Source organism: Nostoc sp. MG11 (genome assembly GCF_014904695.1).
GTDB lineage: Bacteria > Cyanobacteriota > Cyanobacteriia > Cyanobacteriales > Nostocaceae > Komarekiella.
Genome location: NZ_JACXXN010000020.1, coordinates 58014 through 71903 on the forward strand (window position 1 = coordinate 58014; position 13890 = coordinate 71903).

At 43.2% G+C, this 13890-nt stretch carries 10 protein-coding genes; 8 read left to right on the plus strand and 2 right to left on the minus strand.

What is annotated here, in order from left to right; all coding sequences use genetic code 11:
* Window positions 1-43 precede the first annotated feature (43 nt).
* Window positions 44-643, minus strand: coding sequence for a hypothetical protein (locus tag HCR01_RS23605; RefSeq protein ID WP_193198527.1), 600 nt, complete (start codon window positions 641-643; stop codon window positions 44-46).
* A gap of 391 nt (window positions 644-1034) precedes the next feature.
* On the opposite strand from HCR01_RS23605, the gene HCR01_RS23610 reads away from it, so the two are divergent.
* Window positions 1035-1703 carry an esterase/lipase family protein gene (locus tag HCR01_RS23610; protein ID WP_193198528.1) on the plus strand — a complete coding sequence of 223 codons (669 nt, stop codon included), beginning with the start codon at window positions 1035-1037 and terminating at the stop codon, window positions 1701-1703.
* Here HCR01_RS23610 and HCR01_RS23615 read toward each other — a convergent pair.
* A complete protein-coding gene (locus HCR01_RS23615) occupies window positions 1633-2064 on the minus strand; it encodes a VOC family protein (protein ID WP_193198529.1) in 432 nt (143 codons plus the stop codon). The two genes, HCR01_RS23610 and HCR01_RS23615, sit on opposite strands and share 71 nt — an antisense overlap.
* Window positions 2065-2530: 466 nt before the next feature.
* Between HCR01_RS23615 and HCR01_RS23620 the strand changes: the two genes are divergently transcribed.
* The 7 genes from HCR01_RS23620 to treY all read left to right on the plus strand — a co-directional run bounded on the left by HCR01_RS23620 (window position 2531) and on the right by treY (window position 13540).
* A complete protein-coding gene (locus HCR01_RS23620; RefSeq protein ID WP_193198566.1) occupies window positions 2531-3328 on the plus strand; it encodes a TIGR00297 family protein in 798 nt (265 codons plus the stop codon).
* Between the two features lie 353 nt (window positions 3329-3681).
* Window positions 3682-4440 carry a peptidylprolyl isomerase gene (locus HCR01_RS23625; protein ID WP_193198530.1) on the plus strand — a complete coding sequence of 253 codons (759 nt, stop codon included), beginning with the start codon at window positions 3682-3684 and terminating at the stop codon, window positions 4438-4440.
* Window positions 4389-7094 carry a type I secretion system permease/ATPase gene (locus HCR01_RS23630; RefSeq protein ID WP_193198531.1) on the plus strand — a complete coding sequence of 902 codons (2706 nt, stop codon included), beginning with the start codon at window positions 4389-4391 and terminating at the stop codon, window positions 7092-7094. Before HCR01_RS23625 ends, HCR01_RS23630 begins: the two co-directional genes overlap by 52 nt.
* Window positions 7095-7330: 236 nt before the next feature.
* Window positions 7331-8260: an SPFH domain-containing protein gene (locus HCR01_RS23635; RefSeq protein WP_193198532.1), complete on the plus strand. Its 930-nt coding sequence runs from the start codon at window positions 7331-7333 to the stop codon at window positions 8258-8260.
* A gap of 3 nt (window positions 8261-8263) precedes the next feature.
* Entirely contained in the window at window positions 8264-8479 is a 216-nt protein-coding gene (locus tag HCR01_RS23640; RefSeq protein ID WP_193198533.1) for a hypothetical protein, read from the plus strand.
* A gap of 292 nt (window positions 8480-8771) precedes the next feature.
* Window positions 8772-10619: a malto-oligosyltrehalose trehalohydrolase gene (gene treZ / locus HCR01_RS23645; RefSeq protein ID WP_193198534.1), complete on the plus strand. Its 1848-nt coding sequence runs from the start codon at window positions 8772-8774 to the stop codon at window positions 10617-10619.
* Between the two features lie 122 nt (window positions 10620-10741).
* On the plus strand, window positions 10742-13540 hold the full coding sequence (gene treY / locus HCR01_RS23650) for a malto-oligosyltrehalose synthase (RefSeq protein WP_193198535.1): 2799 nt from the start codon (window positions 10742-10744) through the stop codon (window positions 13538-13540).
* Window positions 13541-13890 lie beyond the last annotated feature (350 nt).

Genomic DNA, 13890 nt, shown 5'->3' on the forward strand with positions numbered 1-13890 from the left:
CTAGGAGTTTTAACCTGATATGCCATTTCTCGCTGACATTTGATTACTTTTGCTGAGGAGTTTTAACCTGACGTGCCATTTCTAAATAAGCACTCATATTTGCCCCTGGACGGCGACGACCGTTAGAGCTAGTAACCGAAGGAGCGAGATATTTGGGCGCAAAAGTGGTTTCAGTTGGCTGCTCTTTGACTACTTTAGCTGCCGCAGCTTTTGCATTTTTGCCAGGTTGAATCTGAAGACCCTCGGCAGTTTGGACTAACTCAACATCGGCTGGTTTTGCCTTTTTAGCTGATTTTGTCTCTTTAACTGCTTTTGCTTTAGTCTTAGCTGCGGCAGTTTTTGTTCCATTCAATGAATCTGATTGGGATGGTTCTGGTGTATCTGATACAAATGTTTCCGTTGCTTTCTTAGCACTCGATGCAACTGTTTCCGTTGCTTTCTTAGCATTCGATGCAACTGTTTCCGCTGCTTTCTTAGCGTTTGATGCTACCTCTTTAGCTGCTTCTTTAGCTGCTTCTAGCGGCTTTGCATCCTTGGTTTCGTCTAATTCTAAGAAATAGCCATTGCTTTTTTTCTTTCCAGGTAATAGCCCAGTAACGAAACCCAGAATACTGGTGATTAATTTTTTGATAAAACCGATCATTACAATTGCTCCTGCCTCTTAACTATCTGGAGTTTGACCGCAATTATTAAGAATTACGGCTAAATGTTACATTTTTTTACGCCACTCTATCCTGGTGACAACCCTTAACTTAAGGTTTGTGCTTAATTAACATTGTAGTAACACTACAGGGCAAATGTTCTCAACTCTTTCTTGCAACCACTTGCAACCTGTATACACCGAGAACTAATTATGAAATTTTACTGTAACTAAGAGCAAGATTCTGAAAGTAGACTTAATAAGAATTAACATTTCTTTGTTTGGCAGATACTCAGTTTTGATTAACCAGTGGAAGTAGTGTCATAGCCTATTGGCGAATAACGATTGTACCCAGTTAAATTTTCTACAGACTCGATTGAGCCGAACTTTATAGATGAATACTAAAAATCAACAGCGCAATCCCGTTGTATTGGCACATGGCATTGATGACACGGGGGCAGTTTTCTATAGAATGGCAGACTATTTAAAACAACAGGGTTGGTCTGTATATACCCTAAACCTAGTGCCTAATAATGGTGATGTAGGTCTTGATGAGTTAGCAAAGCAGTTAGCCAATTACATTGCTGGCACCTTTGCCCCAGAACAACCACTAGATTTGGTAGGCTTCAGTATGGGGGGAATTGTCAGCCGTTACTATGTGCAACGACTGGAGGGAATTAAGCGCGTGCAGCGGTTTGTCACTATATCTTCGCCCCATTATGGAACCGTGACTGCGTATGCTTCCCAGCGTCCTGGATGCGTGCAAATGCGTCCCAACAGCATTTTTCTTAAAGATTTGAATTCTGATGCTGCCATGCTAAAGCAGCTAAATTTTACTTCTATCTGGACGCCTTATGATTTGATGATTGTACCAGCAAGAAGTTCACAAATGCCCGTGGGAGGAGAAGTAATAGTGCCAGTGGCGATGCACCCCTGGATGCTGAGAGACTCTAGAAGCTTAGCAGTAGTAGCAGAAGTACTAACAGAGCCTATTAAGTTCTATCCCCAATTTGAGCATGTTCGTAACTCCCAAAAATTGCCTCTGGGTGGCGGTAATACTTGAACTCCATCAAGTTATAAAAGGGATCTTCTAAAAAGAAAGTCCGATGTTCCAGAAGAGAACCAACAAAGCGATTTTTGGGTTCTTCTCTAAAAATAAGCTGTTGTAGTTGTGCCTTTTCTAGTAAGTCTTCCCAGTCACGTTCTTGGGTAAAAATTAGCCCAAAGTGTCTAGGATAAATAGTACGTTGAGGTGACAAGGGTTCTTTAGTGACATGGGCTACCAGTTGATGACCGTAGAGATTGAGAATTAGGGCATACTGACTTTCACGACCAGGAATGCAGCCCAAGCCTTCTACATAATATGCTTTTGTTTGGGCAATATCAGTCACGGGGAAGGCAAGATGAAATAAAGTTTGGTTCATGGCTTGCACTGAGGAGACTGGTGGTTGAGACTATTTACAATTTATGTTAACGAGATTCAGTTACGGTCAATGTGAACACAGTTTTAATTGACCTTAGCTTATATTCTTATGGCCAAGTTTGGATTTAAACGCTTTGTTTGCGACAAGCTTTTGGCTGTGATCAAAATTTGCACAGTTCCAATTTGCTCTTAGCCTGAGGTAAGCTGCTATCGACGTTCGTCGGTAGGAAGCTGAACCTTGAACTTTCTTATGCGTCTACTCTTGTGCAGCCATAGTAATTTATGTTTGCATGGACAAGAGTGTAAATATTCAGGCGGTGCAATTACAAGATATTACCTGTATTTTGACACTAAGCTTTTAGAGCGATCGCTATTCAGTAAATAATATAAACATATTACATAGCTCGGGGGAGCTAAAGGTCAAACAGTTAAGCTTTAAATGTAAAACTACTCGTGATTGATTAGTGATGATATCTTTAATTAACTCTATGAATCCCTGGTTAGTTGGGATAAGTTTAAACACAATTTTGTTGGGCATAGCTGCGATCGCTCTCAAAAAATTGCTGACCCCGGCTGGATTATTCCACGCTTGGTTATTAGGTGTACTAATTTGGGGAACTCTCGGCTGGCAAGGATATGTAGTAGTCATGTTCTATTTTATAGTCGGTTCTGGAGTTACCCGCATCGGCATGGCCCAAAAAGAAGCAGAAGGAATTGCCGAAAAACGTTCTGGAGCAAGAGGTCCAGAAAATGTCTGGGGTTCAGCTTTGACGGGGGCGCTATGTGCCTTGGGAGTAGGGCTGATCAATTCAGGATTCATCTTACCCAGTCCCCAGTACCTAGTTCCCAGCCCCCAATCCCTACTATTGTTAGGCTATGTGGCGAGTTTCAGTACCAAACTTTCTGATACTACTGCTAGCGAAGTCGGGAAAGCATATGGAAAACGCACCTTTTTGATTACCACACTGCAACCAGTATCTCGTGGAACAGAAGGAGCGGTTAGCTTAGAGGGAACTTTAGCTGGTGTAGTGGCATCAGTTGCGATCGCTTTTGTTGGCTGGGGAGTAGGTTTGATTGATCTATGGGGAGTCGCTTGGTGTGTGCTAGCAGCGTTTATTGCCACAAACTTAGAAAGTGTGATTGGGGCAACGCTGCAATCTAAATATACTTGGCTAACCAACGAAGTGGTAAATATCTTCAACACATTAATAGGTGCGATCGCTGCAATAATACTTGCCTGGACATGGACAAGTATCATTGCCTGAGCATTTTGACATTTGTAAAGCTTTTTTACACAACCCGCTCTTGGCCAAAAACAAAAAAGTCTTAGAGGAAGTGGCTTTCAGTCGTGGTGGCAATACAAAATCGAATGACCTGGTTGCTTAGCTAATGTGCTATTGCCCAGATACACCATACTATCTACTATCTTGCTCTTGCTAGACTGTACCAGTGATCAGACGAAATTATTTTATTTACTAGTCATATAAATTTGCACTCATTTTCTATGTAATTAGTTCACGAAATCTTTATCATATTTATCCATAAATGACAAGCTGATTTCTATATGATTTAATTTGAAAGATGCTTAAGTGTTTAACCATTTCCACGTAATTAGTTCATGGAATCTTCATCCTTTTTAACCATCAATGACCAGCCGATTTCTTTAGAGGAAGTAGTAAAATACCTGCAAGCCTCTGGAAAATTGGGACAATTCATTGGGGACATTCTCCGTCAGCGCGTAATTGAGCAGGAAATACAAACGCGAGATGATATTGAAATCAGTCCAGCATTAACTGAACAGACAATTATTGATTTTAGGCTGAAAAATCAACTGGCTGACCCTCAAAGTTTTCAAGAGTGGTTAAACAAAAACAACACAGACTACGCTACCTTTCACGCATCAGTCGTTTTTGGCTTCAAATTAGAAAAGCTGAAGGCTGTAATTACGGAACCAAAAATCCCAGAATATTTCATCGAACGTAAAATTTTTTTGGATCGGATAGTACTCTCTCGCATCTTGGTTGAAAATCGCGAACTGAGTGAAGAACTACAAACTCAAATCGAAGAAGGAGGTAGCTTTGAGCAATTAGCTAAAGAGTATTCAGTTGCAGATGACCGAATTGTACACGGCATGATGGGGCCAATCAGTCGAGGAAGTCTACCAGATATACTACGGGCAGCTGTTGATGTGGCGAGTCCTGGACAATTAGTAGGGCCAGTAGAACTTGAAGGACGCTATGGTTTGTTTCGAGTAGAACAATTTCTGCCAGCGTCTTTAGAAGATACTCAACTAAAGCAAGCACTACAAAATGAGTTATTTGAGAAATGGCTAGCAGAGAAAATTCAAAAGCTGACGGTGAAATTACAAGTGAGTTAAAAATTCTGGATAATGAATCTCTACTAAGCGTGCTAGCCTCTTTACCTTGGAATCAGCCACCTCTAACTTGGCTCACGCCCGAACAAAAATCCCGATTACAAAATCAGTCCCAAATCCGTCAGTATCGTCTCGGAGAAAAAATTTGGTCAAATGAAATTGGAGGTTCCCAATTCTTTATTGTGGCTGGTAAAGTCCGCCTGCGTAAAGAACTCCGAGGAAACTTTGGAGAAGAAAATATTGGTAAGCCATTAGCAGCTTTAGAGGCGGGGGATTGGTTTGGCGACTTACAAAAGCTTTCTGTAGATTGTAAAGCTGTAGCCGCTAGTAAAGAAGTAGTAATAGTGTGTTGGGAAACAGCACTGTGGGATGAAGTTTCTAACCCACAACTAGAGGAATTCTGGCAAGGGCCTTTAGAAGAAGGAGAAAAAGGCAAACAGACAGAGGGAGGGACATTTTCTCACTCCCCTACTTCTCCACTTCCTCACTCCTCCACTGCTTCACTTCCCCACTCTTCCACTCTGGTAATCCCAAATTATCCTTTTGTTGCTAGCTGGAATACGGCTGCTGCTTGTTTAACAATGGCGGCGCAACAGTTAGAAAATGGTGTGCAACTGGAATGGGTGCAACGCCAACTCAGAGGACAACGCCCAAAACATGTTGTGGAAGCAGGAGAAAAGTTAGGATTGCTGTTGCGACGGTTGCAAGTGAATTGGCGTGAGTTGCGCCAGTTGTCATTTCCAGCCTTATTGCTGTGGAATCCTGACTCAGTTCAGACTCCCTCTTGGGTGGTGGCGTATGGAGTAAAGGGCGATCGCCTAATTATCGCTAATCCTCTAAATCCTGATCGGACTTGTGAAAGCTTGCCGCAGTCAGTAGTTGAGGCGTCCTGGGATGGGCAACTGTGGCAAGCAGAACTTATATCCAAGCAAGAAAAATTTAACCTCGGTTGGTTCACACCAGCAGTTTGGAAATATCGGGGATTGCTAGGAGAAGTATTACTAGCGTCTTTTACGTTACAGCTTTTAGGATTAACAACACCGCTAATTACGCAAGTCGTTATTGATAAGGTGATGGTGCAGGAGAGCTTGGCAACATTGGATGTCATGGCGATCGCACTTTTATCGGTAGCCATATTTGAGGCCATACTCGGTACTCTGCGCCTATTCATATTTACTCATACAGCCCGTCGCTTAGATCTGAGTTTATCAGCACAGCTATTTCGCCACCTAATGCGTCTGCCTTTGGCTTATTTTGAGTCGCGGCGCGTCGGAGACACAGTAGCACGAGTCCAAGAACTCGAACAAATCCGCCAGTTTCTCACAGGTACAGCATTAACTGTGATTCTGGATAGCATCTTTGCTGTGGTCTACCTGGCATTGATGTTTTACTATAACGTCCCACTTACCTTTGTGGCTTTAGGAGTACTGCCACTTTTTGCCATTTTGACGATAGTTGCAACACCAATTCTTCGCAACTGGCTCAACGAAACATTTAACCGCAGTGCCGATAGTCAATCGTTTCTAGTGGAGACAATGACGGGAATTCATTCCGTCAAAGCCCATGCAGCCGAACCAGTAGCACGCGATCGCTGGGAAGGCTTATTTGCCAGATTTATCCGCACAGGCTTTAAAGCCTCCACCACCTCCAACATCAGCAGCAATATTGGTGACTTCCTCACTAATTTTTCCACCATGCTGATTCTCTGGTTTGGAGCCAAGTTAGTCATCGAACAAAAACTTACCGTTGGTCAACTTGTTGCCTTTCAAATGCTGTCTGGGAGAGTCACAGGGCCACTTTTGCGCTTAGTGCAGTTGTGGCAAAATCTACAACAAGTCCTACTTTCCGTAGACCGGATTGGTGATATTCTTAACGTTGCTCCAGAAGCCGAACTTGGAACTGGTCTAGTTTTACCACCCCTCAAAGGTCAAGTTACCTTCGAGCAAGTCTTTTTCCGCTACCAACCAAACATTGAACCAGTCCTTCGAGGCATCACCTTCAATGCAGAACCAGGGCAGTTTGTTGGTATTGTTGGACGCAGTGGTTCTGGTAAAAGTACCCTTTCTAAGCTATTGCAACGCCTCTATCAAATTGAATCAGGACGCATTCTGATCGATGGTTTTGATATTAAAAGTGCTGATTTAGCCTCACTACGGCAGCAAATTAGCGTAGTTCTCCAAGAAGACTTTTTATTCAATGGTTCCATCTTGGAAAATATTACTCTCGGTAATCCTGACATTGGCGCAGAGCAAGTAGTAGAAGCTGCCAGACTAGCTGTAGCACACGACTTCATCAGTCAATTGCCCTATGGTTACGAAACCAACGTTGGAGAACGCGGGACAGCTTTATCTGGCGGACAAAGACAACGCATCGCCCTAGCAAGGTTATTTCTTTCCCCAGCGCCGATTTTAGTTTTGGATGAAGCTACCAGCGCTTTGGATAGTGAAACTGAACAACAGGTATTACAAAACCTACAAAAAATTTCCGCTAACCGTACCGTATTCCTTATTGCTCACCGCTTTGCCCCTCTCAAACGTGCTGATTTAATTCTAGTGTTGGAGCAAGGTGTAATTGCTGAGCGTGGTACTCACTCACAATTATTGCAACAAAAGGGTTTGTACTGGTCACTATATCAACGGCAGCAAGCAAACGTCTAGTAATACGAGCGGGATTTACAGCAATTTTCAAATGGGTAAAATACAACTTGGTATTAGAATCTGGAAACGAGAATTCAAACAGGTTTGGCTTAAGTTAACACCAATGAATATATTGTACCCCTAGGTGTGTAGTCTATTCAATTGAAAACCGCTCTGTTTCTGGTGAGTGCTACTTAAGCACTTGCCATTTTTTTGCTATTATTGTGATATCACTTTGATAACAAAAAGAGCAAACAATGAAACAGCAAATCGCGGAATTTCCTGCATTTAAAGTTAACGGCTTCCTAGCTTTGAGCATAATCCTAGCTTTAGCAATTTTTGGTAGTTGGCAGGTTTGGGCGACAATACAAGGATTAATAGAAGTATTGGGCAGAAATCTTAAAGTGGAAGATTTTGCCGATTTAGCAGAAATAGGGGCATGGTTGGGGGCGACATTGCTCATAGTGCTAATTCCTTCGTGGTCTGGTTTTTTTGCGGTTGAACCAAATCAAGCAGTAGTACTAGTCTTTTTAGGGCGTTACGTTGGTACTGTGCAGGAAGCAGGCTTTTGGTGGACTAACCCTTTTACCAATAAACGCCAGGTATCTTTGAGGGTTCGCAACTTTAACAGCAAAATATTAAAAGTAAACGATGCTCAAGGCAGCCCAATAGAGATAGCAGCCGTAGTAGTGTGGCAAGTAGTAGAATCAGCTAAATCTAGATTTGCAGTTGATGACTACGAACAATTTGTCGGCATCCAGAGCGAGACAGCGATTCGTACCCTAGCAATCCGCTATCCTTATGATGCGCCTGATGAGCAATCAATCCCTTCGTTGCGTGCAGTACCTCATGAAATTGCACTTTTCCTTCAACAAGAATTGCAAGCGAGACTGGAAGTTGCAGGAGTTGAAGTATTAGAAGCAAGACTTTCTCATCTTGCCTATGCTCCAGAAATTGCCCAAATGATGCTGCGTCGTCAACAAGCCAAAGCCATGATTGATGCGCGACGACAAATTGTTGACAGTGCAGTCGGGATGGTCGATGAAGCACTAAAACGGATTAGCGAACGACAAATTATTGACTTGGATGATGAACGTAAAGCAGCTATGATTAACAATCTGCTGGTTGTCTTAACCTCAGAACAGAACATTCAACCAGTGGTTAACGCTGGCAGCCTTTACACCTAAGACATGAGCCAGAAAAAACGGTTTTTACTGCGTTTAGACCTTAAGTTATACGAAGTGCTGGAGAAATGGTCTTCTGACGAACTAAGGAGTGTTAACGCTCAAATTGAGTATCTTCTAACTGAAGCCGCACGCAAAACAGGAAGATGGAAAGAAGATAAACGGCAAAAAGATACTAAACAGCACAAGATGAATACACAGACGCAAGATACATCAGAATAGTCGTGAATTATGGAATGGCGGAGGAAGTTGAAAAAGTTCTGAGTCAAGAGTTAGTATTTATTCCCCTTGGGCTCCCCTGCTTCCTCTACTCCCATGCTCTTTTGAGCACCTACTTCCTAACTCCTACAGATAGAGTTTTTTAGTAACAAAATTCAGCCTTCCGGTGCTAGCCAAAAGCATAGTAGACCAACCATTATGCTATCTGGCGTGTTTGTAAACAGTTTGCAATGTATCGTATTTACAGGCATGCTTTGGTTCGGCACAACATAAGATTCTGATGGGAGGATAGGGCGTGAAAATTGGTGCTCACTACTTAGGTAATAAAGAGTGCGAGTTTACAGTTTGGTCTCCAACGTTAAATAGTGTAGCGGTGCAAATTTTGACGCCAGAGCAGCAGGTAATTCCGCTCAAACCTCAAGCAGAGGGATACTGGCAGACAAAAGTGAACGATGTGTATCCGGGCACGCTTTATCGGTATATCTTAGATGACCAAGATGCTTTCCCTGATCCAGCATCACAGTATCAACCTGAAGGGGTTCATGGGCCGTCTCAAATTGTCGATCAACAGTTTGAGTGGACAGATGAAGCATGGGCTGGCATTCCATTGGAGTCGATGATTTTCTACGAACTCCACGTTGGTACATTCACGCCTGAAGGAACTTTTACCGCAATTATTTCCCGTCTGCCGGATTTGAAGGAACTGGGGATTAACGCCATTGAGATCATGCCGATCGCTCAGTTTCCAGGAGACACTCATATTGAAGCTGCTTTAGCATACCGCAACTGGGGCTATGACGGCGTTTACCCTTATGCTGTGCAAAATTCTTATGGTAGTCCAACTGATCTTAAGCAACTCGTGAATGCTTGTCATCAACACGGTATTGCTGTAGTCCTGGATGTGGTCTATAACCACTTTGGCCCAGAAGGTAACTATATGGGTCAGTTCGCGCCCTACTTTACTAAAACCTATAAGACACCATGGGGCAATGCGATGAATTTCGATGATGCCCTTAGTCAGGGTGTGCGAAACTATTTCATCCAAAATGCCCTGTACTGGTTGCGAGAATTCCACATTGATGCATTGCGGCTTGATGCCATTCAGGCAATTTATGATTTGGGAGCTAAGCATTTTTTGTGGGAACTGGCTGAAGCAGTTGATAATTTCTCACAAGGGCAAAAATGGAAACGCCACTTAATTGCCGAAAGTGACCTGAATAATCCGCAAATAATTCGTCCGCCAGAATTGGGTGGATACGGTATTGATGCCCAATGGAGTGATGATTTTCACCATGCATTGCACGCACTTTTGACGGGCGATCGCCAAGGATATTATCAAGACTTTGGACAATGCGCTGATTTAGCAAAAGCTTATACAGATACTTTTATCTACGATTGGAAATACGCCCCGCACCGCAAACGATTTCATGGTATGTCTTGCCGCGATCGCTCTCCCTCACAGTTTGCAGTCTGTATCCAGAATCACGATCAAATTGGCAATCAAATGAAGGGGGAACGCCTCACCCAGCGGCTCTCATTTGAAGGATTAAAGTTAGCAGCCGGAGCTGTGCTGTTGTCGCCCAACTTACCGCTATTGTTCATGGGAGAAGAATATGGCGAGACTGCACCCTTCATGTACTTTGTCAGTCACTCCGATCCAGATTTGATTCAAGCCGTTCGAGCCGGACGCAGAGAAGAATTTGAAGCATTTCATTATGAAGACGATCCACCAGATCCCGAATCTGCGGAAACCTTTTTACGTTGTAAACTCAACTGGCAATTACACAACGAAGGTAAACACAAAGTTTTGTGGGATTGGTATCGCCAGTTAATTAATTTACGCCAGACGCATCCGGTACTTCTGAAAAAAGACCGCAACTTCATGGAAGCAACTAGCGATGAAGATAAGCAGTTGGTTGTGGTGCGTCGTTGGTGCGAATCTAGCGAACTAATATTTGTGATGAATTTCAATTCGTCTCCAGTGTCAACAATCCTGCCAAGTCAGCAAAATGCTCAGAAAAAATTAGACTCTGCTGATACATCATGGGCCGGCCCTGGTTCGCAAGCACCTGAGCATTTGTCTGTAGGGAAAGATCTGAAACTGCAACCCACCAGCATAGTTTTGTATGAACTGGAAAGTTAGGAGTAAGGATTTTGTAAGCTGTAAATTGTCTATAAATACTTTGTGTCTTAGTGGTTTAAAAAGTATTTCTTTACCACAAAGACACAGAGGAAAGCTACCATCTCTTCACTAAAAACAAATCTATGCGAATTCCCACCGCAACTTATCGAATTCAGTTTACACCTCAATTTGGCTTTGAAAACGCTAGAGCGATCGCCGCTTATTTAGCAGACTTAGGCATTTCTGACCTATATGCCTCTCCCATTTTCAAAGCACGATCTGGCAGTACGCATGGCTACGATATAGTAGATGCCACTCAACTCAATCCAGAATTAGGAACTACCGAGTCGTTTGATGCGCTAGTTGGCGAACTACAATCCCTTGGTATGGGATGGTTACAAGACATTGTACCCAATCACATGGCGTATACCAGCGAAAACCACTACTTAGTGGACGTATTAGAACACGGGCCAGATTCCAGCTATACCGACTACTTTGATTTAAGTTGGAATGCTCCATTTGGCGATCGCCAAGAGCGAATTCTGGCTCCTTTGCTGGGAGACTTCTACGGTGTATCTTTGGAAAACAGAGACATTCAGCTGCAATACGAACAAAACGGTTTAACCGTGAACTATTACAGCTTAAAACTACCGCTGCGGTTAGAGTCTTACACAAAATTTCTCACCCATAATCTGGGCAAACTCACGCGTACACTGGGACGCAATCATCCCGATTTCATTAAGTTATTAGGGATTCTCTACATTCTCAAAAATGTGCCTTCAGAAGTTGCAGGGAAACAGCGACAAGACCAGATCGCATTTATTAAAGGATTAGTTTGGGAACTCTATAGTACAAACGATGCCATCCGCGAGTTCGTTGACGAAAACCTCGAAATCTTTAACGGAGAAAAAGGCAATTCAGAGAGCTTTAACCTGCTAGATGAATTACTAAATGATCAATTTTACCGTCTCGCCTTTTGGAAGGTGGGAGCGGAAGAAATGAACTACCGCCGTTTCTTTACTGTTAACGAACTAATTTCTGTGAAAGTTGAAGAACTGCGGGTGTTTAATAACACTCATAGCTTGATTCAAAAACTGGTTGAGGAAGGAAAATTTACTGGGTTACGAATTGACCATATTGATGGACTTTATAACCCATTCCAGTATCTAGAACGTCTCCAGGAAAAGATGGGAGATGTATATATTACTGTTGAAAAAATATTGGAACTTACCGAAGATTTACCAGAAAATTGGTTAATTAAAGGTACGTCTGGATACGACTTTTTGAATTATGTAAATGGTGTGTTTTGCCAATGTGAAAATGAATCAAGGTTCGATAGAATTTACTATAACTTTATTGGTTCGAGAGTAGATTATGCATCGTTGGTGAAAGAGAAAAAGCACCTGATATTAGAAAAGAACTTAGCAGGTGACATTGATAATCTAGCTCTGTTGTTGAAGAATATTTCTAGCAAATATCGCTATGGCAATGACTTTACGCTGAATGGACTAAAACGAGCGATCGCCGAAGTGTTGACTTTGTTCCCGATTTACCGCACCTACATTACTCCCGATGGTATCCAGGATAGCGATCGCGACTGCATTCAGGAAGTAATTCGCCAAGCTAAAGAACAAACGCCCCTGTTGCAGCATGAGTTGACCTTTATCGAAAAGCTGATGCTACTGGAGTTTGATAACTCTCTGACTCAAACAGAACGCGAGCAGTGGATATATTTTGTACTACGAATGCAGCAATACAGCGGCCCACTAATGGCCAAAGGTGTAGAAGACACCACGCTATATGTTTATAACCGCTTGCTGTCGCTCAATGAAGTGGGGGGTAATCCCAGTCATTTTGGTATAAACTTAGCTGACTTTCACGCTTTTAACCAAAAGCATCAAGCAACGTGGCCCCACACGATGAACACCACAGCCACTCACGATACCAAGCGCGGTGAAGATGTGCGAGCAAGGTTAAATGTGCTATCAGAGATTCCTGATGAATGGGAACAGCAGGTAAATACCTGGAGCGCGATTAATCGAGGACATCGCAGCGAGCGCCACGGCTTTGCTATACCAGATCGTAACGATGAGTATTTTTTATATCAAACGCTAGTGGGCGCGTTTCCTTTTACCGAACAAGAACATGAGTCTTTCGTAGAACGAGTTAAAGACTACATAATTAAGGCAATTCGGGAAGCTAAAGTCCATACCGCATGGTTACGACCTGACAGCGAATACGAAGAAGCATGTGCTACTTTTATTGAGAAAGTGCTAGACCCATCCATCTCAGCAGAATTTCTAGAAGCTTTTCGCCCCTTTCAAGAAAGGATTGCAGACTATGGTATTTTCAATTCCCTTTCCCAGACTTTACTAAAGATTACTGCACCCGGTGTACCTGATTTATACCAAGGAACGGAACTTTGGGAGTTGAGTTTGGTTGATCCAGACAACCGCCGTACCGTAGATTTTGAGCAGCGACGAGCTTATTTGAGTGCCATTCAGAAACAGGCGAAGACAGACATTCTCGTCTTAATTCAGGAGTTGCTGAGCTACAAAACAGATGGCAGAATCAAACTGTTTTTAACGACTCAATTACTGAAGGCAAGAACAGACTATCTTTCATTATTTCGAGATGGTGACTATTTGCCGTTAGAAATTCAGGGAACTTACGCCAATCACATTGTTGCTTTTGCGCGGCGACAGGGGAATCAAACAGCGATCGCGATCGCGCCTCGCTTTCTCACCAGCCTCATCCAACCTGGAGAATATCCTTTGGGCGAGTCAGTATGGCAAGATACGCACCTGCAATTACCCGCCGGAAGTTCCTTTACCTGGAACAACGTCTTGACTCAGCAATCCTTACAGGCTAAAGAAACGCTATCCATCGGAGCAGCTCTAGCGCATTTTCCAGTTGCTCTGTTGGTTAGTAGTGCTGAGTGAAAAGATAAATCTGTCTCACACAGAGGAGCCAGTCGCGTGGGCGGGTTTCCCGACTTGAGCGAACTGGCGTCGCGCAGAGACGCAGAGAGTAAGAGTAACATCGTAAAAACTCTGCGTTCCTTTGCGGTTTCCTTTGTCTTGAAAAGTTTCCTAGGTCGGGCTAACCCTCCTTTTCCTAGCAAAGACGCTACGCGAACAGAACTTTTCGCTGCGTCCCTCTGCGTTTAAAAAATCAGGACTTACGCACTCAGATCCCCCAACCCCCTTAAAAAGGGGGCTTTAGAAGTTCCCCCCTTAAAAAGGGGAGCCAGCGCGGTCTTCTCCCAACGCGAAGTAGCGTCTCCAAGAGT

Excerpts from the sequence above, each read along its gene's own strand:
- HCR01_RS23630 (WP_193198531.1), top strand. The coding sequence starts at position 4,389 with ATGGCTAGCAGAGAAAATTCAAAAGCTGACGGTGAAATTACAAGTGAG.
- treY (WP_193198535.1), top strand. The coding sequence starts at position 10,742 with ATGCGAATTCCCACCGCAACTTATCGAATTCAGTTTACACCTCAATTT.
- HCR01_RS23620 (WP_193198566.1), top strand. The coding sequence starts at position 2,531 with ATGATATCTTTAATTAACTCTATGAATCCCTGGTTAGTTGGGATAAGT.
- HCR01_RS23640 (WP_193198533.1), top strand. The coding sequence starts at position 8,264 with ATGAGCCAGAAAAAACGGTTTTTACTGCGTTTAGACCTTAAGTTATAC.
- HCR01_RS23625 (WP_193198530.1), top strand. The coding sequence starts at position 3,682 with ATGGAATCTTCATCCTTTTTAACCATCAATGACCAGCCGATTTCTTTA.
- HCR01_RS23615 (WP_193198529.1), bottom strand. The coding sequence starts at position 2,064 with ATGAACCAAACTTTATTTCATCTTGCCTTCCCCGTGACTGATATTGCC.
- HCR01_RS23605 (WP_193198527.1), bottom strand. The coding sequence starts at position 643 with ATGATCGGTTTTATCAAAAAATTAATCACCAGTATTCTGGGTTTCGTT.
- HCR01_RS23635 (WP_193198532.1), top strand. The coding sequence starts at position 7,331 with ATGAAACAGCAAATCGCGGAATTTCCTGCATTTAAAGTTAACGGCTTC.
- HCR01_RS23610 (WP_193198528.1), top strand. The coding sequence starts at position 1,035 with ATGAATACTAAAAATCAACAGCGCAATCCCGTTGTATTGGCACATGGC.